Source organism: Endozoicomonas sp. SCSIO W0465, assembly GCF_023716865.1.
Taxonomy (GTDB): domain Bacteria; phylum Pseudomonadota; class Gammaproteobacteria; order Pseudomonadales; family Endozoicomonadaceae; genus Endozoicomonas.
Genome location: NZ_CP092417.1, coordinates 6,666,663 through 6,688,376 on the forward strand (window position 1 = coordinate 6,666,663; position 21,714 = coordinate 6,688,376).

The following is a 21,714-nucleotide window of genomic DNA, read 5'->3' on the forward strand; positions in this document are numbered from 1 at the left end:
GTCAGGCATCCTTCTCAGGCAATGTGATGCCCTTAAAAATTTTAATAACCGCACTGTCGTCTTCAAGGCCATGACCTGCATTACTGGCACTGGTAAACATATTGAATGCAGTGGTTGCCAGGGGTAATGGAAATCTCAATGATTTTGCTGTATCGGAAACCAGCCCAAGATCTTTTACAAAAATATCCACCATGGAGGTGGGTGTATAGTCACCTTCCACAACATGCTTCATTCGGTTTTCAAACATCCAGGAGTTGCCCGCCGCATGAGTTACAACATCATACATAAGGTCCAGGGGAATATTGGCCCGTGCAGCCAGCGCCATTGCCTCTGCCCCTGCTGCAATATGAACGCCGGCTAATAACTGATGAATAATTTTGACCGTAGCCCCAAGACCAACCTCAGAACCAATGTTGTACACTTTGCCTCCAGTTGCATTGAGTACAGGTTCCAGAGCGTCAAATGCCTCCACACTGCCGGAGGCCATAATGGTCATCTCTCCCTGGTCAGCCTTTGCGGCACCTCCGGATACCGGGGCATCCAACATAAGCAGCTGGCGGGCATGAAGTTTACTGTTGATATACTTGGCATCATCGGCAGAAATAGTTGACGACACCATCACAGCAGTGCCTGGCTTTAACAATTCAACCAAACCAGACTCAAATAAGACTGTGTCCACCTGTTTGGCATTCACAACAAGTAATAACAGTGCATCAAGCTCACTGGCAAAATCAGAACAGTTATGAGAAACACCAGCGGCACCGGCAGAGCTCAGCTCATTCAATGCATCCGATGACAGATCTATACCGTAGGTGGTCAGGCCTGCTTTTATGCAAGATTTTGCAGCCCCCATACCCATTGAGCCTAAACCAATAATTGCAACTGAGAATGGATTCGATGTATTCATGATGGATATTGTCGCGTTGAGAAATATCGTGATTATATCTGTTAGAAGATAACTGACCAGTGCTAATTCACAATTTTTCACACATAGTGGTTATTTTTTGATTAACATCAATTTTTTATTGTATTTTCCACAGTCTTTTTTTGACAAAAAGATGCAAACCTACTGATTATCATTGATATTTATTCAGGTCCAATCAATTGCATGTTAAGATCTGTGAAAATAGATTGAGGCTTTTTTTGTGATTCCTGCAGAACGCCAACGCGCCATTATTGCCTTACTCGGCTCAGAAAAAGTTATCAGCTTCAATAAACTGGCTGATCAACTTGCAGTATCTCATATGACTATTCGGAGAGACATCACAAGTCTTGAAGCTCAGGGTAAGGTCGTGTCTGTTAGCGGCGGAGTTCAGTTGTCAGAGACATTGATGCACGAACCGTCACATGATGCAAAACGGTCGCTACACCATGGCGAAAAAGTTGCCATTGGCAGAAAGGCCGCAGAACTTATTGCGAAAGAAAGCTGTATCTATCTGGATGCAGGCACAACCACTTTAGAAGTTGCTCATCATATTTCGCAACGTGATGATTTGCTGGTTGTTACTAATGATTTTATGATCATCTCTTTTCTTATGAACAACTCTGGCTGTGAATTATATCATACCGGAGGCAGAGTCGATCGAAAAAACAAGTCATGTGTCGGAGATAAAGCCGCCAGAATGCTGAAGTCAATTAATATTGATCTGGCGTTTGTATCAACCTCTTCCTGGGATCAAAGGGGGATAACGACACCATCAGAAGACAAGGTACTGGTAAAGCAAGCCATTGTTAATGCAGCTCTCAAATCTGTTCTGGTGAGCGACTCATCGAAATACGGCAGGATGGCTACCTTCAACGCGATAGCCCTTGAACGTTTTGACTCGATCATCAGTGATTCTTCACTATCCGAAACTGGCTGCATTGAGGTGCAAAAGCGCGGCATTACCTTACATCTTGCAGAAGTCTGATTGATATGGTTTTTTTGTGATGGAATTCTCATAATTGAATTATTTTCTGCCCCCGGGCAAACGCAGACAATTAATGATCTTCCTGCCGACAAAGCAATCCCATCACCAGACATTGAGCCAGATGCAAAGAGGTGCTTAATGAGCGCATACCCATCATTTCCGCTTCTTTAACCTGTAGCCCATGGGTAATCACTTCTTTGCAAGGGTGGATACTGTGATCGGTCAGTACCAGCGAAGGGCAATGCCGCTCATGAGCAATCTGAATACACTCACTGGTCTCATCGGCATGTGGGTGATAGCTGACAGCCAGAAGCAGGTCTTCTTCGGTTAACCGCCTCAACTGGTCTTTATGCATGGCACCCACACCATCAAGCAGAATAACATCAAGATCAGCACGCATCAGGGCATAGCAAAGGTAATAAGCCACCGGAAATGCACGACGAGCGCCGGTTACATAAATAATACGGGCGTTGCTCATCAAATCGAGGGCTTTATCAAAATCAGCTGGGGAGATATCTACTGAGAGATTGTCAATAGCAAGACTCTGTGGCCCGGAGAAAGCATCCAGCAGATGATGACCTTCCTTAATGGTGCCGGTCGTTTCCGAAGCGTATCGAACCCGTTCGCGATAACCACTGACCTGCCCTTTCAACTGACTGCGGTATAACTGCTGCAATTCTGAGAAACCGGCAAAGCCAAAGAAGTTGGCAAAACGCACCAGGGTTGAAGGTGACACGTCAATCTCACCGGCAATCACGACAAGATTTTCCAGTGCTACCGTATTCGGGTTCTGAACAAAAAAGTCCCCAACCAGTCGCAGCCGCTTACTCATGGAGTCATAGCGGTTGATGATTGCACTTTTCAGCTCTTCAAGTGTCTGTGGTGTTGCTGGTTTCAGCTCAGTCTTCATATTCAGTAACTTTGGTAATGGGCCATATTCCAGGTAGCCTTTGATGAAACCATTCCCTGAATGCTATAAAAACCCATTACCTATTAATCTATTCTTTTAGCAACTCAGGGTAGAACTCTATTATATACGGACTAAGGTTTGAAAATTAGCCAATATTCTTTCCATAGATGCCAGTTGATGGCGTGCAGCTTCTTCAACAGCCGGCATTACTGCTTCCATAAAGAACAAACGATCAAACTCTTCTGGATGAGCCATCACGACTTCCCGAAGCTTATGGCCAAAGGCCATACGCAGAACTGTACCAATATTAAACTTGGCCACAGCGCCTTTACGCATTCTGGTCAGGTCTTCTTCCCTGATACCACTGGTGCCATGAATCACCAGCGGCGTGTCTACCACCTCAGCAATACGCGACAGGCTATCATGATCAATCACCGCCGTTGGCTCTTTCAGACGATGGATGTTACCTACGGATATGGCCACTGCGTCAACACCGGATTCTCTGGCAAAGGCCTCGGCTTCATACCTGACTCTTGATCACATCTCTCCAGCGCTGAACTGCCGGGCTATCTGCCAGGTTTTTACCCGATCCTGCAATTTCGCCCAGCCTTCCCATACCACTAACCAGCCGGGCTGCCCTGTATGCTTTGAATCACCCCAACCACCAAGCCGAGCAATCGTTTGAAGCAGCCAAGTGACTGTTGGCGGCTTATCGGGCAACGCTTTTTTTTCATAGGTTAGCCAGAGAACCTGCCATTCATCATCACTGACCACCTCATTCGCGAGTGTTTTTTCACTCCAAAGCTTTCTGTCTTTGTGCTGCCTGTCATTCGGTAACATTAATGCTTCACGGATTTGCATTAGTCTGACAGCGACAAACATTAATATGACCGCAAGTCGTTCAATGTTATCCGGAGATTGCAGACGAAGCCTTTCTACTCCTGCTCCCGATTTCCAAGCCTTATGGAACTCTTCTATTCGCCATCGGAGCTCGTAAAATCGAATGATAGAGCGACAGTATTCGAATGTTTCAATATCTTCAGTTGTCAATAGTACCCAGTGCAAACGGTCTTCGGAGTCATTGCCAATCTCTTCAGCCGACACAATATTCATAGTTACCGGTTCCGGCCTGCCGCCTGGCCTTTGCGGCGCCTGTATTGTCATCTTCTTTCTTTTGACCTGCAGCGTTGCCTTTCGCTTCTTTCTACCTCCTTTTTGAGGAACCACTATCGTATATTTCCCCAACACTTCAGTCTGAGCTAAGGAATCAAATAATAAGAGTTCGCCATCCACCAGGATTCTGTTTTGTGTAGCTCTTACAACAAACCGCTGTCGGTTATCCAGTTTGTAGTGCATATATTCGTATATATCCGCCTCCCGGTCGCAAACACTGATGATGTCAGGCATTTTACCCCCCATCCTTTGTTCTGTGTTTTCAGAGGCTCTTTGCCACTTAAAGCTTTCCTTTCCCTCGTAAGGTAGCTGACGACGTTGGTTCTTTTTCCCCCGCTGAACGTCCTCTCTAACCCATCGTTCTTGATCAATAAGCCCAATGCTTCGCTCTGTATCCGCATCAACCAAGAAGACAGAGTGGACGTGGAATCCTCTGGTTTTAGAGCCTTCAGGACCTCCAAGATCACCAAGCTCGGATCTGACAGCATGTTTATAACCCAGGGTTGTTGTATCTTCGAGAGCCAGAAGTAGGCGAGACTGTCTCGCTATTTTGGCAGTTGCCTGAAAGCCTGCCTCAGCTATTGCTTCAGGCTTTACGGCCTCATTCTCAATCAGCCGGTAAGCTCCAGTTACCAGTGCGGTATAACCTTCGCATGAAGATGACAAAGAATTACCGGTATGAGCTGAAAGCTCGGCAGCAACTTTGACAAGTCGTTTTGTACGTCGAGTATCGCCCAAATCAGCACATCCAAAAGTTAGTTCTGACCATGGTTTAGGAGAAAGTGGAAGCATGACCTGTTTTATCAGTGAGAAATGATAGAACAAGGTAGCTATTTGTGATCAAGAGACAGGTCCCGGGAAGGGAGTGGCAAACAACTGCTGTCCACTATCGATGATGGCATCAATGCCCTTGAACTGGCGGATGCTTGTGTGGCTTCCATGACTTCCGGTAGACGCATAAATCTGTAATTCGTTTCCGAATGAAAAAGCCAGATGTACTGGCTTTTTCATTTTTTTCAAATCAGAGCTTTGAATTTAGCGAGGAACAACGATCAATTCCTCTCCATCACCACTATAATATGCCTTTACATTATGTTCTTGTTCAATAGCTTTAATCTTTAACTTAAAATCTTCTACTTCTCCAGCCAATTGCTTTTGTTGATATTTGAGATTATCTATTGCAATTCGCAACAACTTCACATCTTTCTCAGCTGTTTCAATTCCATCTGCTTTTCTTTTCCTGCAATCTCTGGCAGCAACCTGATTTTTCCCTCTTCTTCGGATAACCGTTGCTAAAAGGCAAACTCTTTCATCACTTTCTTTTTTGAGAATCGTATTAAACCTTACAATATCCATATCAGTAAGTTCTTGTTTAGAGAAGAATTCATTACCAATTTTAATATCTTTGACTTGAGTTAAATCGGTACGATCATGATTGACACTGTTTCTGTCCGCTGCATCACTCAGATTAACAACCTCAACCTCATTGGGTGAGTCAGTGAGCATCAGTATATTCTTGTTAACCGAAGAAACCGATAGCGCACGTGAGCCTTCAGGCTGATAGCTACTGTTTAAATGGCTCTGGGCATATTGATTTTCCCCGGCCAGGCTTCTCAGATATTTTTCGACCCAGTTGGCATCGGATATACCCTTTGTCAGTTCTGCTCCTGTTTCCGACGTTCCAGCTTTGTGAGAATCATAACAAGAACCTGATTTATCCATTAGTATTGGCTGCAGACTATGAGATTGAACCAATGCCTGTGGGGATATATTTACATTAGTCTCATCGATAGCCGATACCTCGAGATTAACATGGCCTGTCGATTCATAACGGGACTTACCGCTACCGGGGCATTTCTCTTGATTGTTCAAATCATCCCGTAGATCCATTACGCTACTGTTAATTCCCTTATCACAACCTGATAATTCCATAATCGAAGGTACAATTTCACGATCTACCGATGGTACTGCCTTACTCACAATATTGGTAGAGTATGCAACCAAGGATTTACTATCCTGGCAGAATGGATTGTCCAGACCACCTAAATATCCTTCATCAACTGGCACTGCTTCTAAACCGTCTTTTTTTCCATAATTATTCTCAGCAGCAAGTGACTCAATCTCAAAAAATAATTCAAGTGTACCTAGCTGTGTAACGTCTATCATTATTAGCCTCCTCTTTTTAATTTATTCTCTTGTTATTTTCTAATTATTAATATTAGTGTCTTTTTTGAAAAATTAGTTCCAATAAAAAATCACAAACAATCCAGGAATTTTATGGTTAGGCTGAACCGTAACGACAGGGCGTTATGGGGCATCAGGCATCAGCTTTCTTTAAGCACCGAGTCTGACGGCCAGTACTGCCGCCACCTGATAAAGTCCACGAACCAACAGTGTCAAACCGAACTGTCCATTATTGCAGCCCAGATTATCCCGATTATGGCTGGTAAAATCCTTTGGATATCGATCATCTGACTCCTTCTGATCCGGGTAGACCTCCGCAGAATAACAGCCGGTTTGCTCAAGGCTTCGGGCAAAACAGTCGGTATTCAGGTCCTGCCTGGCAGTCCATAATGCGGTCTCGGCGGTGGTTTTATCCAGCCATTGCCGATAGATTTCCGGAGATTCAAAGTACGCCTCTGTTTTGACCTGCTTGCCCATAAGACCTGACAAATACGCTCCAATGGCAGTATCAATAAACGATCCCAGTTTTGCCCGTCCTTCGGCATTCCTGTAATGGTAATCCGGATCATCCCGGTGCATACGGGCATAATGGAGCACAGCCGCAATCATGTTTTCCACAAAGGCGCTCATAAATGCTGCCCGCTGATCAAAGCCAATAAGCAGTAAGGCATCGGTATCCCTGGCATCGAAATAACTGGTGATCCGGGGATAAAACTCCATATCGCCAATGTCTTTTAAACCGCTATAGGCCCAATCGGATTCGTCGGTCGCCCCGGAGTCCCAACCAGTTAGAGCCCCTGGTAAAGATCGTCCGCTATTAAACATAAAGCAGAGAAACAGCTCTTTGCGATTTTCTTGAAAATTGTGATACGCATTAATCGTGGACGTATGAGCAGCACCAAGGCTGCTCCATAAACCCAGATCATGGCAAGCCTTGAACAGTCCCTGTTCTGCCAGGGTGCTGTCACCATTGCTATCTTTCTGGTGTGCCAGTGTGCTGTAATCCTGATTGCGGGTGGTGAACTCATAGACCAGATAATACATCTGGTCACCGAACGGAAGCCTTTCAAGCTCTGAACGAAAGCCTGATAAAAGGTTAACGGGCAGCTGATCAATGGGGACCAGCTTCATCCCGACAGGCTGCGGAACCTCACTCATCAGTAATGTTGTCAGGGCATGTCCATGGGCAAAACGGTGAACAGCCTCTTCCCGGAAAAAATCATCCAGCGACTCGCCTTTGCGCAGAAACTTCATTCGGGTAAAGCCATCCCCGGCACGGAGCATTAACGTACGACCACCGTAATTGATACTCTTTTCGGAAACCGTGCGTTCCAATAACGGCAGCTCCCCCCGACGCAGCTCGGTTGTCCGTTGTTGACAGTGCTGCTGTATGGCTTGTTGGAGAGCATGACCCAGCGACCGGTTGCGGAGGTGAAACGGGCCGGTGCTCATCAATATTTTTTTCAAAAACACGCTACTGCTGAACTTAAGCTCACCAAAAGGAACCTGTTCCAACGGTTCCATCAGCAGGCGTTGATCCAGTATGGGCTTCATCTGACGGTATGGGAGTGGCAGAGTGGTACCAACATTGGCAACCATTGCTTCGCGGATTTCCAGCGGTAGATAACCGGGAGCAACGGCCAGCAATAAATCGTAGGGTAACGTCTTGCGAACGGCATCTGGCACAAACGCCATCGTTTCATTTACCTCTCCCGGAGAGCAGGCAGCAAGGGCCGCACAGCAAACGTCCGGGGTTCTCAGCCGAGGCGGAATTTTTGACAGGCCATTATATTGTTCTGCGGCTGATAACAGCAGATCGGGGTGATCTTCTAAAATACTGAGCGGCACGGCTTCAATATAAGGGTATTTGGATTTCAAGGCTCGTTGACACAAGTCGAAGGATCGGCACGACTCAGGTAACGCATCCAGCTCAGCACCGTGGTGTCTTAGCGACTGTTCCATCCACTGCGGGTGTTTGTGCAACAATGGCAGGGGGCATCCGTAAATATCTTGAGGCCATTTACTCAGATATCTGTGACAAAAGTCCTCTGTTTTTAACTCATCAGGGAGTTTCTTCATAATGTTGGGAGATCGACCGGGTGGCAGGTGTTCCAGAATTTGCTCCGCTAATTCAGGATGTTCCCGAAAAATTCTGGCAGGAATATAACAAACCTCCCAATTTCGATGAGCGTGTTGGACTGCTTCGCAGCAGTGTTGATAATTAACAAGGTGCTCTGGAATTTCATGTAATGTTAAAACTTTATGATAAGCCTGCGCAGCAAGAATCTTTTCCGTTATCTGATCCCGGGGAATCTTGTAGTAGGCGTATTTATTTTCTATAACCGAGAAAATGGACAGTTGCTGATAAAAAAGAACCGATGGATTGATGAATTCAATTGAGCAAGGGTCTTTCTTGATCGCTTTTACGCACAGTTCACGACTCTGATGCTCAACGGGGACGTATTTAATATTATTCGCATTCCTATCCACCAGAGCAGCAAAATCAATTGGCCGGAGGAATTGAGCAGATTCAGCAATCAGACCTGCCGGCAAAATACTCGCTTCAAGACAACACTGATTAAAGTCAGGGGTTTTCAACCGGACAGGCAGCAACTCATAGGACCAGATATTTTGTTTCAGACACGCCAGGGCAAGCTCTGGCGTGAGTGCTGAATCCGGTAGATCCTCGACTTTTAGCATATACTTTTTGACCCATTCAGCGGTAAGCACAGATTGCAAAACGTTCGTCTGGGTATGTTTTATAATCCAGCCCCGGCTCAACACAAGTTTGTAGTCCATCAATCGGGTCAATTCTTCCTGATCGGAGATCTCTATGGGAACTTGCAGGTAACAGGATAGTAACCGCCGCTGCTCAACAGAAACAAACGGTTCTGGCAGTGGCGTTAGGCTTGCTTGCGAGGCAGGGTTGAGTACCGCTGTTCGCCCGGATAATGGACTCTTCGCTAAACCATGGGCGCTGTGAAGGCCAAACCCGGTGCTCCCTTGCTGTAAAGATCTGTCTGCCACGTTTCTGTATGTGCCCGTGGCAGCACAATGATAAGGTTTCGTTTTATGTGGTTTTTGCCAACTCTTGGAAGTAGTGCCTGAATCAATCTTTGATGGGTTGTTTGCGGTGCTGATCCCGAAATCCATAACAGATTACTCCTTTATTGTTGTAATTAAATTACTTAGATTGCAAAAGAATAAAAAAGTTTCCTGAGGATTACTCGATGATCTTAAGTGTGCATGGCGACAATCTCGAATTTGGCCGCTGGGGATTATCGCTTTTAGCAGATTACATGTTGGAGCAATTGTACTTATAAATCTCTAAAGTCGAGCGGAAAGATTTTTTCTTCACAAAAAGGAATGCTTTTGCCGTTTGGGATGGTTACAATCAAAGGATTAATATCCAAAACACAGCTAACATCTTCATAGATTAACCCTCCATTCTTTAGCACATCGGAAATTTTTACTGATATGAGGGTGTAACCTTCTTTTAAATAAGCTTTGCTTTTTATCACACTAACATTCAAAGATGGAGGAAGCTCATCTGCGTAAATTATTTTATTTGTAAATTGCTTGCATGAAGGAATAGTTTTAAAAAAATCAAACATTTCTTCAGTGATTGAACCATTTTCCAACTTTTTTTTCAACTCATCATGCTTTGGATTGTAATGCTCATTATAGTGATCAGTTACCTTGGCCTCACTGCGTGGATTTCCTTTTACTGTCATAGTTTTAAAGTCTAAATATTTCGGATCGCAGGCTCGATAAACTTTTGATTCCGTATCGATGGAGTTATCCTCCATTATACGTTTTAATGCTTCATGTCTGTTGACAGTTCTTTGAGCAAAAAGCACTTTTGTTTGGTTAGATTCTTTTGAGTCAGTTCTTTCTACAGGTTCTTGATAACAGTTTGTTTCAGCAACTCCGGATAACATACGACCTCCTCGCAATAAAATCCTGAAAATCAGAAGATGAAAGTTTGATTTTCTTAATACGACCATAGGATCGGACAATAGTTCCATACATTGGTATCAAAGATTTACGACTGGCTATATTTTCACCAAATGCCCCCACCGTTAGCCCCACAATTCTCGTCATAAAGGAATGGTTCGCTCATTTTCCAGGCTTGGAAAGCTTGCTTCAAATCAAATAAATCAAATATTCCATATGATAAAAATATGAAATAAATATTCCATAAGGCTTCAGAAAGAACCGGAGTACCAGAATCATGAGTAAACCGTTGGATGTCATCTGCATAGGCCGCATCGCGGTTGACTTCTATGCCCAGCAAATTGGCAGCCGCCTGGAAGATGTGACTTCCCTGGCAAAATACCTTGGGGGATCATCAGGCAATGTTGCTTATGGTACCGCCCGCCAGGGACTGAACTCAGCCATGCTGGCCAGAATCGGCAATGACCATATGGGACGATTCCTGAAAGAAGAGCTGGACCGGGTTGGCTGTTCAACCGATCACCTGATTACCGATACCGAACGACTGACCGCCCTGGTGGTACTGGGCATTGAAGATCAGGATACCTTTCCGCTGATTTTCTATCGCGAAAACTGTGCAGATATGGCGCTGTCTGAAGGCGACATTCAGGAAGACGCAATTGCCGGTGCCAAAGTGCTCCATATCACCGGTACCCATTTTTCCACCCCCACAACAAACGCCGCTTGTCGTAAAGCAATTGAGTTTGCGTAACTATTCAGCACTGAGCAAAGGCATATTACAGTAATTCCGAACAGCTCTATGAAGTGATTGATATATGTCCATTCCCTGTTTTCTGGCAGACGACAAATAGCTGCGAATCCGTGCAAACATAGAACCACCGTCTGCACTCCTGAAGCAGCCTGAGATTTTCTGCTTTAACTTGGCCATTCGAACATCCCGCTCACTGCCATTGTTATCGAAGGGAATGGTAAAATCTGACATGAAGCGCAGTGTCTCAGCCTTGAACTCAGTGAGTCGTTTGAAGAGATTGTAAGCTTTAGTATTCTTGACTTTCTTGCGCTTAAGCTCCTCTCGTTGCTTCTCCATATAGACGACTTCTTTCATTAGAGCCCGCTGAAGCAACCGGTCATAAATCTTCTCGATTCGTTCACAGACAACACTTGGCATCTGTAGCATACCTATGGTCTTAAAGCCCTTGCAGTAATGCCAGGAAAGCCTCAGTAGCTTCATCAATCGCAACGCCAGTTGATTGCTGTCCCTATCAACAACACCCAAAAGCTCCCTCAGGTGATGGGCATTGCAAAGTACGTGAGTTGCCGCATATGCAAAATAGGATTTCCAATGATCATGAACCAGAACGCCTGCAAATGTTAGCAGTATGCCCATCGTGTCCATGGCCTCACGACCTCGCTTTTCAGACAAGTAGTAGAGCGTCCATTGTTCATCCCGCATAACGTGTAGCCAGTGCAAAGAGCCCTCGGCCCGCATACCCGTTTCATCGGCTCCGGCAACAGACGATTCCCGCAAGGCGTCACGAATAACCTCTTCAGTAGAAGCCAGATTTTCATAGGTTCTGGCCACAAAATTGGCGACAGTGCCTGCACTTACACTCATTTTATAGAGAGTATTAAAATACTCTGACACGCGCTTAAAAGGCAGGAAATGGTATTGGTTAAGATAGACGGCCATAGCCTGTGTGGCTGAGCCATATTGTGCGGCAGCGGTAACACCTTCCGGGAATTCAGCCTGATTCCGACAACCACAAGTGCAGATTTTTACTTCAGCTCTATGGGCCGTTACTTCAAATTCACCCGGTCTCCCTGGTTCAAACACCTGTCGTTCAATATATTTGACCGGCTCACTATCAAGAAGAGACGCCTGACATTTATTGCATTCTTTAACCGGAAGGTACTCAATATAGTCAGGGATATCGACCTGTTTAAGACAAGTGCCCTGATGCCCTTTCTTTCCACCGGCTTTATTACCAGAAGACTGTCTCAGACTTTTAGGATTGGGTTTTTCATCCGATGGATCGGTACCTTTATCTGCGGAAAGGTCGTCAGAATGATCTGGAGAATTACTGTTTTTACAAGGTTTTTGATAACCATCAGACGATGGCGGCTTGCTGCTGTTTTGACTGTTCTTGCCAACCTTTTCTTCCAATTCTCGACATCGCTCTTCCAGACAGGCAACTCTCATCCGCAGCTCTGCATTCTCTTTCAAGAGAATCTCAGCCGACATAGTTGCGGGTAGTTCTGGAATCATGCTGGCGAATATTGTGGAAAAATGGTGCTTAAGAGGATGGTATAAAAATCAGAAAATTCCAGATTTATGTGGGGGTGCTGAACAGTTACGAGTTTGCCAAACGTAATGGTACCCGCACATCACTGGATATTGATTATCGTCCTGTACTCTGGGGGCTGACAGGCAAGGCTGAAGGTGAAAACCGGTTTGTTGCCAATGATAAGGTCACGGAACATCTGCAAAGCTCATGTTACGCACTTGACAAAATCTGCCATGCTGTAACGCATGAAAAAAGAACTGTTTGAACTCTAAGTAGTTGATAATTTGCTTTCGGATAAATTGACTGAACGATTATTTAGTATTTGCAAACGAAATCATATGACTCTCTCTAAATGAAGCGAACACTCGTTCAACTTCCTTTTCAAATTCCGTGAAACTTATAGTGATTATCTTCTGTCTTCCTTTGGCAAAACGACAGCAACTCAATTGTCATCACTTGTGGACGGGGCGTACAGTCATGATCAAATAACCCGCCTGCTATCTCGCAACCATCTTGATAGCAAAACGCTCTGGCAATATGTAAAACCTGTCGTAAGACAAGTAGAAAAGAACGACGGTGTACTTATTGTTGATGACACCATACAGGAGAAACAATATAGCGACGAAAATGACCTCATAGCCTGGCACTTTGATCACGTATTTGGTCGATCGGTTAAAGGAATTAACCTACTCAACCTTGTTTACCATGTTGGTGATATCTCTCTGCCTGTTGCCTATCAACTGATAAAAAAGCCAATACAGTACACTGATTTAAAGGCCAAAAAGGTTAAGCGTAAAGCTGAAAAAACCAAGAATGAGTATATGCGTGAGATGTTGAAGGTTAGCTGTAACAACCAACTACAATTCAAGTATGTCCTCACTGATAGCTGGTTCAGTTCAAATGAAAATATGATGTATATACGACACGACTGCGACAAGCATTTTGTCATGGCCTGCAAGTCCAATAGAAAGGTTTCATTAAGCGAGGAAGAGAAAAAACAAGGGCGTTCGCAGCGCATAGATTCCGTTGATTTTTCAGAAGAAAAGCCAATCAAGGCCTGGTTAGCAGGTGTGGATTTTCCCGTGCTTATCTACAGGCAAGTCTTTACGAACAAAGATGGCAGGTAACTGTTCAGCACCCCCACATAAATCTGGAATTTTCTGATTTTTATACCATCCTCTTAAGCACCATTTTTCCACAATATTCGCCAGCATGATTCCAGAACTACCCGCAACTATGTCGGCTGAGATTCTCTTGAAAGAGAATGCAGAGCTGCGGATGAGAGTTGCCTGTCTGGAAGAGCGATGTCGAGAATTGGAAGAAAAGGTTGGCAAGAACAGTCAAAACAGCAGCAAGCCGCCATCGTCTGATGGTTATCAAAAACCTTGTAAAAACAGTAATTCTCCAGATCATTCTGACGACCTTTCCGCAGATAAAGGTACCGATCCATCGGATGAAAAACCCAATCCTAAAAGTCTGAGACAGTCTTCTGGTAATAAAGCCGGTGGAAAGAAAGGGCATCAGGGCACTTGTCTTAAACAGGTCGATATCCCTGACTATATTGAGTACCTTCCGGTTAAAGAATGCAATAAATGTCAGGCGTCTCTTCTTGATAGTGAGCCGGTCAAATATATTGAACGACAGGTGTTTGAACCAGGGAGACCGGGTGAATTTGAAGTAACGGCCCATAGAGCTGAAGTAAAAATCTGCACTTGTGGTTGTCGGAATCAGGCTGAATTCCCGGAAGGTGTTACCGCTGCCGCACAATATGGCTCAGCCACACAGGCTATGGCCGTCTATCTTAACCAATACCATTTCCTGCCTTTTAAGCGCGTGTCAGAGTATTTTAATACTCTCTATAAAATGAGTGTAAGTGCAGGCACTGTCGCCAATTTTGTGGCCAGAACCTATGAAAATCTGGCTTCTACTGAAGAGGTTATTCGTGACGCCTTGCGGGAATCGTCTGTTGCCGGAGCCGATGAAACGGGTATGCGGGCCGAGGGCTCTTTGCACTGGCTACACGTTATGCGGGATGAACAATGGACGCTCTACTACTTGTCTGAAAAGCGAGGTCGTGAGGCCATGGACACGATGGGCATACTGCTAACATTTGCAGGCGTTCTGGTTCATGATCATTGGAAATCCTATTTTGCATATGCGGCAACTCACGTACTTTGCAATGCCCATCACCTGAGGGAGCTTTTGGGTGTTGTTGATAGGGACAGCAATCAACTGGCGTTGCGATTGATGAAGCTACTGAGGCTTTCCTGGCATTACTGCAAGGGCTTTAAGACCATAGGTATGCTACAGATGCCAAGTGTTGTCTGTGAACGAATCGAGAAGATTTATGGGGCTTTTACAGGTTGGCTGATCATTTCAGAGCCTCCTGTCTAATTTTCAAATATAGGTAATCAAGGTCATTGTAACCGCATGCTTTATAGATGATCCGTTTGATAACCCCATTGAAGGCTTCGATTTTCGCGCTGGTTATACGATGCTGGCAGTATGACAGTAACCCTTCTCTAGCTCTGTCTAACCCCTTGGCGAACTTCTTTAACTCGGATATCCCTGTTTCTTTGGCAAGTGCTATCCAGTTGTCCAGGCACTTTCTGGCACAGGCTTTATATTTGTACGTCCATAGCTGTTTTAGCATATCTTTCAGGATATATGCCTGATTGAGATCCTCATTCATGGCTAACAACTCCTTCAGATTACTTTGCCCTTTTGGTGTTAAATTCTCAGGATTTCTGAACAGGTTAAAGCGTTGCCCTTTGATAAACGGCTTGTCCTCTTCTTCTGCCTGTCGCCACTCCCTGCGCCTGATTTGGTCAATCACATCGTTGTAATTGGCAATAATATGAAACTTGTCGTATACAATATCGGCGTTTGGCAGATGCTCTCTCACTGAAGCCTGATAGCTTCCACCACGGTCAATACCAACGCATTCAATGCTTGCTTTTTGTTCTTCTGTCAGACTGGAAAGGAACCGATCCAGAACTTCTTTCTTTTTTCCTTCACCAAGGAACAGCGTTTCACCGGTATCAGCATTCAGAGCAACGGTTAAAAAATGATGCCCCTTACCAATGGATTTTTCATCGATAAGAAGAGCGCGAATACCATCCCGCTTGGGTGCAGGCAGCATCTTCATGAGCATCTCTTTATCCCAGCGACGAGCGGTGCCGCCAGAGATAGCAATGAATTCAGGAACCTTGTCACATGGCATATAGCGGCATAGATGGCTGACATGCCTTTTAAGTCGCTCTGTTGCTTGAGCTTTAGGTGCAAGCCCCGGAGGCGTGACTGTTTCTATATTACCGCAACGAGAGCAACGCCCTTGAAATGCAGTGAAGAGAAGATTTACCTGAAGAGTCCCCAGTGGCAGATCCTGAACGCTTCGATCGTTTGTCTTCATCTGCCCCATAGGTGTTTCGCACTTACTACATCTGACGTGTTGTATACGGCCATCCCGACGGAGATGGACAAAGGCATGTTTGATATTCCAGTCAATATCAATTCGCTCGATTACCCAGCCAGGAAATGCGAACATAGGACGAAGTGATGGGGTTGCAGACATGTCTGATCCTTCAGAAGTTTTGATCCTTACAAATCAATCTTCCTCTGAAGGCTATTTCTGTTGCAACCCCTCACTTTTCATCCGCCAACCTGTAAAAGCCCCAGATTTATGACCGGTTGCTTCAGCGGGCTCTAATGAAAGAAGTCGTCTATATGGAGAAGCAACGAGAGGAGCTTAAGCGCAAGAAAGTCAAGAATATAAAGCTTACAATCTCTTCAAACGACTCACTGAGTTCAAGGCTGAGACACTGCGCTTCATGTCAGATTTTACCATTCCCTTCGATAACAATGGCAGTGAGCGGGATGTTCGAATGGCCAAGTTAAAGCAGAAAATCTCAGGCTGCTTCAGGAGTGCAGACGGTGGTTCTATGTTTGCACGGATTCGCAGCTATTTGTCGTCTGCCAGAAAACAGGGAATGGACATATATCAATCACTTCATAGAGCTGTTCGGAATTACTGTAATATGCCTTTGCTCAGTGCTGAATAGTTACGATGGCAGTAAAGGTATTCTCTATCTGTTGTGCAGCGATCTGGAGTGTGACGCCGAGGCTTTAGAGACAATCTACAAGAAACGGTGGAAAGTCGAAGTCTTTCATAAAACGCTGAAATCGAATGCCTCCATGGCAAAGTCGCCCAGTCACACAGTGTTAACCCAAAGTAATCATCTGTTTATGTCAATCTATTCAGTATTTCGCCTTGAAGTCTTGGCCAGTAAGCTCAAGTTGAACCATTTTGAGCTGAGGGCGAAGCTGTACCTGTCTGCATTGAGATCTTCGTTCCAAGAGCTTCAGCGGTTAGCAGGTGCGTAACATGAGTGAAATAATTGTTGGTTATTTACTGGCACCACAGAGATCACAGTACTTGCACTGGAAAAGGCAAGGCTGTTTTATGTGCTGTGTGGTTCAATAGGCCCTGCTGAAAATAGAGGGCTGCTATTTTGGCACGTTGTTGAGGAAGGTTTATTCCCGCTCCACCACCATGGCAATCCCCATACCACCGCCAATACACAATGTGGCAAGGCCATGGCGGGCTTCACGTTTCTCCATTTCATGCAGGAGTGTGACCAGAATCCGGGCACCGGAAGCGCCAATCGGATGACCCAGTGCCACTGCACCACCATTGACGTTGGTTTTCTCCGGATCCAGCTCCAAACCTTCAACCACTGAAAGCGCCTGAACCGCAAACGCCTCATTGGCCTCAACCAGATCAATATCCGCCACCGTCAGTCCGGCTCTGGACAGAGCCTTCCTGGTGGCCGGTACAGGTCCATAGCCCATCATTTCCGGTGCCACACCGGCAGAAGCAGAGGCCTTGATCACCGCCATGGGTTTCAGCCCCAGGGACCGGGCTTTACTGCGGGACATCAGCAACAGCATGGCAGCACCATCGTTAATGCTGGATGCATTACCCGCCGTGACCGAGCCATCCTTGCTGAAAGCAGGACGCAGTTGCGCCAGTTTTTCCACCGACGTGATTCTCGGACCTTCGTCTTTATCGACGACCACGGTCTGCTTTCTGTCCACGACCTCAACCGGTACGATTTCCCCGGCAAACCGGTTGGCTTCCTGAGCAGCCAGTGCCCGTTCCTGACTTCTGGCTGCGTACTCATCCTGCGCTTCACGGCTGATGTGATAGTGCTCTGCCAGGTTTTCTGCAGTAATACCCATGTGATAGTCTTTAAAGACATCGGTCAAACCGTCGCTGATCATGGTATCCAGAAGCTGGCCATGCCCCATGCGCTGGCCCCAGCGGGCCTTGGGTAAAACATAAGGCGCCTGACTCATGTTTTCGGAGCCACCCGCCAGGGCAACCTCAATATCACCACAGGCAATGGCCTGGGCCGCCAGGGCAAACGCCTTCAAGCCAGAACCACAGACCTTGCTGACGTTATAGGCGGTACTCTCTGTGGACATACCAACACCCAAGGCTACCTGGCGGGCAATATTCATGCCCTGCCCTGCACCCAGTACATTACCAGAATCAGCTCCTGTACCTCTTCTGCCTTAACCCCGGCTTTTTCCAGGGCACCCCTTGCCGCACAGATACCCAACTGAGCAGGGGTAACCGAAGCCAGGGCACCATTGAACGAACCAATGGGAGTACGGGCAGCGCTGACAATCACTACGTCTTCTATTGATAAAGAGCCTTGCATTATTCAATCTCTCCGAATGTTTTCAGGTCGCTGGCAATGTTCAGTTCTGCACCCGTGGCGTTGATGACCTGCTCTACGGTGGTATCCACCGCGATTTCTGTTAACAATAGTCCGTTTTCAGTGACCGCAATGACCGCCATTTCAGTAACTATCAGGTTGACCTGACCTTTTGCCGTCAGTGGCAGGTTGCAATGCTGGAGGATTTTAGGCTCACCATTTTTATTGCAATGCTCCATGGCGATAATGACCTGCTTTGCCCCTGTCACCAGATCCATGGCGCCGCCCATACCGGGCACCATTTTTCCGGGAATAATCCAATTAGCCAGGTTGCCTTCAGCATCCACTTCCAGTGCACCGAGCACCGTACTGTCCACATGGCCACCACGGATAATGGCGAAAGAGAGGCTGCTGTCAAAATAGGAAACTTCGGGTACGGTACTGACCGGCTGCCCCCCGCATTGGTAATATCCACATCCAGGTTATCGTCGGTTACTGCATCACGGCCAATACCGATCATGCCATTCTCAGACTGGAAAAGAATGCCCATATCATCGCTGACGTGATTGGCCACCAGCGTTGGCATACCGATGCCCAGATTAACCAGACTGCCTGGCTTCAGTTCTTCAGCGACCCGTTTAACGATGCGGTTACGTAATGCCTGCTTATCCATGTCCCTTACTCCTCAAACCGCAACAATAAAATCGACGAAGGTGCCTGGCAGCGTGAAGTGATCGGCTTCCACTTCGCCCACTCGCTCAGCCTCAACAATGACCAGCTTTGCCGCAGTCGCCATCAGTGGGTTGAAGTTTTTGGTGGTTTTATTGAAAATGCAGTTGCCCGCTTTATCGACAATGGAGGCTTTAACCAAGGCGACATCTGCCGTTAACGGGAGCTCCAGCAGATACTCTTCACCTTCGACAGTGACCTTCTGTTTACCCTCTTCAACCGTGGTGCCCAAACCGGTTTTGGTCAGAAAGCCGCCCACGCCCGCGCGCCCACAGCGGATGCGTTCTGCCAGAGTACCCTGAGGAATCAGCTCGACTTCCAGTTCGCCGGTATTCATCTGCCGTCCGGTCTCCGGATTCAAACCAATGTGTGAAGCCTTAACGCTTTTCGCCTGTCTGCTGGAGATTAACTGCCCGATTCCTTTGTCGGCATAACCGGTATCGGTACAGATGATGTTCAGTTCTGCAGTGCCAAGATGTACCAGATGATTAATCACATTCAGAGGTGATCCGGTGGCCATAAAACCACCAATCATCACCCGATCATTGGGTTTGATTTTTTCTACAGCCTGCTCCGGGCTGATAATGGGTTTGAGTTGCATCGTTGTGGTCTCATCCGTTGAAGAGGCTGTGTAAACCCCTGAAACTGGTTGAGACCTATTATTCGAGTTTTTGAAAAAAGCAGAACAGCACCTCTGCAATCATGACTTTGCAAATTTGCAAAGTCATGATTCACTTGGTAGCAGTTGCTGCATTTGTGCAGCTATCGTCGCCATGACTGTCCATAACATGTTGCCAGAATTCTCAGTGGCTGAATTTAGTGGGCTATAAATCCAATGCCCGAAATAATCATTATAAACTTTTGGGCCATTCATTGAATAAGTCAAGAGAGTGTCATTATCGCTATGGAACAAGAATTTATCGACAAGATTGGATAGCGGGATAATTTCTGGTTTTTCATCCCCCCCCATTATTACCAGTTGTGTTTTTGCGCTGGTGGAAATGTTTTGCTGAGCCAGCAAAGCGTTTATTCTGGTAATATTGTTAGCTTCAGTGTTATTAGCGTAAATCGGGTTGAATGTTTCTTTTACCAAAGCTGTGTCGTTGATATTGGTATGATTTGAGTTTTGTAATGCTGGCGTATAATCAGGCTCTGGGGTAATCCTGCTGGATATTTCCGAAGTTGATCCATTATTTTTACTTACGGGTGTTGGCGAGATTTCACGCTTAGGCTGCTCGTTATTAAGTATGGCAAATCTCAAATTGTCACCTTTGGGTATTGTGGCAATCCTGATGAACTTTTTATTTTCTCTACTTGAGTCTGTTACCGTTTCATTTGCTGCAGCAGGGCTACTGATACCCGACGTTGGTTGTTCATCAGTGTTATTTTCGTAATACCCTATATCTATTTTGGTATTATCAGAGTCATTAGTTTTAAACAACAGTCTTAATAAAGTGTTTTGTCCCGATAAAAAATACATTTCCAACGAGTTGTTCCACAGTGTATTAAAAAATATGCTGCACGCAGCAAGCTTAAATAAGCTATCGCCATGTTTAAACTGTGCAACCTTGGATAGAGCATTTATTGTAATTCCATGGTCGGTTTTTATTTGCGACCAACTTTTTACTTGGGCTACTTTATACCTAGACCCTTGGGATGTAGTGATGTGATGTTTCAAGTGTCCAGATTGGGTATGGAGTGAATTTTTGTATAAATCAACCTTTTGGCCGCCTATTTTAAGCCAATGCTTACCCGTGTAATAATCTCTGGTTGTCCTGACATATTCCTTATACACGTATGAACCATGACGACGATAGCCATGAAAGGCAACCTTAGAGGAGCCACCACGCTTAGGTAAACTACTCTTGGATCTTACGCCTGAATGGGTTCTGCTTCCTCCCCACCGGGATCCACCACGTCTCGACCCACGACTTCTGGATCCACCACGACTTGAGCTGCCTCGGCTAGAACCACCACGACCACCACCTCCACGATAAGAGGCTATGGGTGCGCGTTTTTGTCGAGAGGATACTGCCTCTTCATTACGGGTACTTTTGGCCCCCATTGTTTCAGACTCAACTATTTCTGAATCAATGGCATCACTCTGAGCTTGTTGTTCAAAAATCTCCAATAGATTGGATTGCACTCTTGTTTCATGGGTATGACTTTTGGGTTTTATGGCATCGTTATCGTCAGTATCAGTTTCCCATTCGTCACCATCCCCTGACATAAATGGATAACTGCCTTCTGCTTCATCACTTTTGTCGGTAAGCGTATTATGCTCTCTTAGCTTTGCCATCCAGGCCGGATCTTGTTTTGGGAGGACAACAGGTGGATTTGAAGGAACCGGTATGGACGAGTTTACTGCCGTCAGGTTCGATTCCATTTGCATTGATGCGGGAGAAGCAGAGGCTGAAGTAACATCAGCAATGCTCCTGCCAGCGAGCGAGAGAAGGGCAATAACACGACCCGGAGCGGAAAGCAGCATGTACACAGGGTTCGGTATGGATCGAAGGCCACTCGAAAGCCGGTTTACAGTCCGGGCTGCCTTGCTACTCAGCCACTGCTGCCTTGAAGTGGTATCCGACGGCTTTGGATCAATATGTTGATGATGTTGATCCTGAGCACTTGATAACTGATTATGATTAATACCATGCATTATGAAAACTCCTCTCTCATGAGCCCTTAATTAAGAAAAAAGAGTAAAGGGATCTTTTGAATAAATAAGTGGATAGGTTTTGTTGATCATTGGTAAACTGCTCCCACCTTTGATTGACACTTCTCAAAATAGTCTGTTTGTTATTACACCCTATCTACAGCACTTCGGCCAAATGCAGCATTTA

At 45.8% G+C, this 21,714-nt stretch carries 16 protein-coding genes and 7 pseudogenes; 7 read left to right on the plus strand and 16 right to left on the minus strand.

Annotated features, from left to right (window positions below):
- Position 1 precedes the first annotated feature (1 nt).
- Positions 2-907: an L-threonate dehydrogenase gene (gene ltnD / locus MJO57_RS30040; RefSeq protein WP_252027142.1), complete on the minus strand. Its 906-nt coding sequence runs from the start codon at positions 905-907 to the stop codon at positions 2-4.
- Between the two features lie 238 nt (positions 908-1,145).
- Here ltnD and MJO57_RS30045 point away from each other — a divergent pair, with 238 nt between their 5' ends.
- Positions 1,146-1,910 carry a DeoR/GlpR family DNA-binding transcription regulator gene (locus MJO57_RS30045; RefSeq protein WP_252021038.1) on the plus strand — a complete coding sequence of 255 codons (765 nt, stop codon included), beginning with the start codon at positions 1,146-1,148 and terminating at the stop codon, positions 1,908-1,910.
- Positions 1,911-1,980: 70 nt separating this feature from the next.
- On the opposite strand, the gene MJO57_RS30050 is transcribed toward MJO57_RS30045, so the two are convergent.
- From MJO57_RS30050 to MJO57_RS30080, 7 genes and pseudogenes are all read right to left on the minus strand, one after another.
- Positions 1,981-2,820, minus strand: coding sequence for a MurR/RpiR family transcriptional regulator (locus tag MJO57_RS30050; RefSeq protein WP_252021040.1), 840 nt, complete (start codon positions 2,818-2,820; stop codon positions 1,981-1,983).
- 120 nt (positions 2,821-2,940) lie between these two features.
- Positions 2,941-3,330 (minus strand): annotated as a pseudogene (locus tag MJO57_RS30055) (class II fructose-bisphosphate aldolase); the annotation flags it as partial.
- A 27-nt stretch (positions 3,331-3,357) separates the two neighbouring features.
- Complete coding sequence (locus tag MJO57_RS30060) at positions 3,358-4,785, minus strand: IS4 family transposase (protein WP_252021044.1); 1,428 nt, start codon at positions 4,783-4,785, stop codon at positions 3,358-3,360.
- A gap of 48 nt (positions 4,786-4,833) precedes the next feature.
- Positions 4,834-5,013, minus strand: a complete 180-nt coding sequence (locus MJO57_RS30065; protein ID WP_252021046.1) for a hypothetical protein — start codon at positions 5,011-5,013, stop codon at positions 4,834-4,836.
- A gap of 15 nt (positions 5,014-5,028) precedes the next feature.
- Entirely contained in the window at positions 5,029-6,159 is a 1,131-nt protein-coding gene (locus MJO57_RS30070; protein ID WP_252021048.1) for a hypothetical protein, read from the minus strand.
- A 168-nt stretch (positions 6,160-6,327) separates the two neighbouring features.
- Positions 6,328-8,139 (minus strand): hypothetical protein, encoded by a 1,812-nt coding sequence (locus MJO57_RS30075; RefSeq protein ID WP_252021050.1) that lies wholly within the window; start codon positions 8,137-8,139, stop codon positions 6,328-6,330.
- A 1,355-nt stretch (positions 8,140-9,494) separates the two neighbouring features.
- A complete protein-coding gene (locus tag MJO57_RS30080; RefSeq protein ID WP_252021051.1) occupies positions 9,495-10,118 on the minus strand; it encodes an AvrPphF family type III effector in 624 nt (207 codons plus the stop codon).
- A 293-nt stretch (positions 10,119-10,411) separates the two neighbouring features.
- Here MJO57_RS30080 and MJO57_RS30085 point away from each other — a divergent pair.
- A pseudogene (locus tag MJO57_RS30085) lies at positions 10,412-10,882 on the plus strand (PfkB family carbohydrate kinase); the annotation flags it as partial.
- Positions 10,883-10,885: 3 nt separating this feature from the next.
- Here the strand turns inward: MJO57_RS30085 and MJO57_RS30090 are convergent.
- Positions 10,886-12,400, minus strand: coding sequence for an IS66 family transposase (locus MJO57_RS30090; protein ID WP_252017330.1), 1,515 nt, complete (start codon positions 12,398-12,400; stop codon positions 10,886-10,888).
- Positions 12,401-12,474: 74 nt separating this feature from the next.
- On the opposite strand from MJO57_RS30090, the gene MJO57_RS30095 reads away from it, so the two are divergent.
- Together MJO57_RS30095 and MJO57_RS30100 are read left to right on the plus strand one after the other, a co-directional pair.
- A complete protein-coding gene (locus MJO57_RS30095; protein ID WP_252021053.1) occupies positions 12,475-12,684 on the plus strand; it encodes a hypothetical protein in 210 nt (69 codons plus the stop codon).
- A 145-nt stretch (positions 12,685-12,829) separates the two neighbouring features.
- Positions 12,830-13,546, plus strand: a pseudogene (locus MJO57_RS30100) (transposase); the annotation flags it as partial.
- Here MJO57_RS30100 and MJO57_RS30105 read toward each other — a convergent pair.
- Positions 13,481-13,633, minus strand: coding sequence for a hypothetical protein (locus MJO57_RS30105; RefSeq protein WP_252021057.1), 153 nt, complete (start codon positions 13,631-13,633; stop codon positions 13,481-13,483). The pseudogene MJO57_RS30100 and the gene MJO57_RS30105 overlap by 66 nt on opposite strands.
- On the opposite strand from MJO57_RS30105, the gene MJO57_RS30110 reads away from it, so the two are divergent.
- The gene (locus tag MJO57_RS30110; protein ID WP_252021059.1) at positions 13,632-14,813 is read left to right on the plus strand and encodes an IS66 family transposase; all 1,182 of its coding nucleotides are present in this window, start codon (positions 13,632-13,634) and stop codon (positions 14,811-14,813) included. The two genes, MJO57_RS30105 and MJO57_RS30110, sit on opposite strands and share 2 nt — an antisense overlap.
- Here the strand turns inward: MJO57_RS30110 and MJO57_RS30115 are convergent.
- Complete coding sequence (locus tag MJO57_RS30115; protein ID WP_252017687.1) at positions 14,791-15,993, minus strand: ISL3 family transposase; 1,203 nt, start codon at positions 15,991-15,993, stop codon at positions 14,791-14,793. The genes MJO57_RS30110 and MJO57_RS30115 overlap by 23 nt on opposite strands.
- A 202-nt stretch (positions 15,994-16,195) precedes the next feature.
- Here MJO57_RS30115 and MJO57_RS30120 point away from each other — a divergent pair.
- Positions 16,196-16,480, plus strand: a pseudogene (locus tag MJO57_RS30120) (transposase); the annotation flags it as partial.
- A complete protein-coding gene (locus MJO57_RS30125; protein WP_252021061.1) occupies positions 16,470-16,802 on the plus strand; it encodes a hypothetical protein in 333 nt (110 codons plus the stop codon). The pseudogene MJO57_RS30120 and the gene MJO57_RS30125, both read left to right, overlap by 11 nt.
- Before the next feature lie 150 nt (positions 16,803-16,952).
- Here MJO57_RS30125 and MJO57_RS30130 read toward each other — a convergent pair.
- The 5 genes and pseudogenes from MJO57_RS30130 to MJO57_RS30145 form a co-directional block, all read right to left on the minus strand.
- Positions 16,953-18,127, minus strand: a pseudogene (locus MJO57_RS30130) (acetyl-CoA C-acetyltransferase).
- A 17-nt stretch (positions 18,128-18,144) separates the two neighbouring features.
- Positions 18,145-18,546: pseudogene (locus MJO57_RS33010) on the minus strand (CoA-transferase); the annotation flags it as partial.
- Positions 18,547-18,650: 104 nt separating this feature from the next.
- Positions 18,651-18,815 (minus strand): annotated as a pseudogene (locus tag MJO57_RS33015) (CoA-transferase); the annotation flags it as partial.
- 12 nt (positions 18,816-18,827) lie between these two features.
- Positions 18,828-19,472: a CoA transferase subunit A gene (locus tag MJO57_RS30140; protein WP_252021062.1), complete on the minus strand. Its 645-nt coding sequence runs from the start codon at positions 19,470-19,472 to the stop codon at positions 18,828-18,830.
- A 123-nt stretch (positions 19,473-19,595) separates the two neighbouring features.
- Positions 19,596-21,530 (minus strand): hypothetical protein, encoded by a 1,935-nt coding sequence (locus MJO57_RS30145; protein WP_252021064.1) that lies wholly within the window; start codon positions 21,528-21,530, stop codon positions 19,596-19,598.
- Positions 21,531-21,714 lie beyond the last annotated feature (184 nt).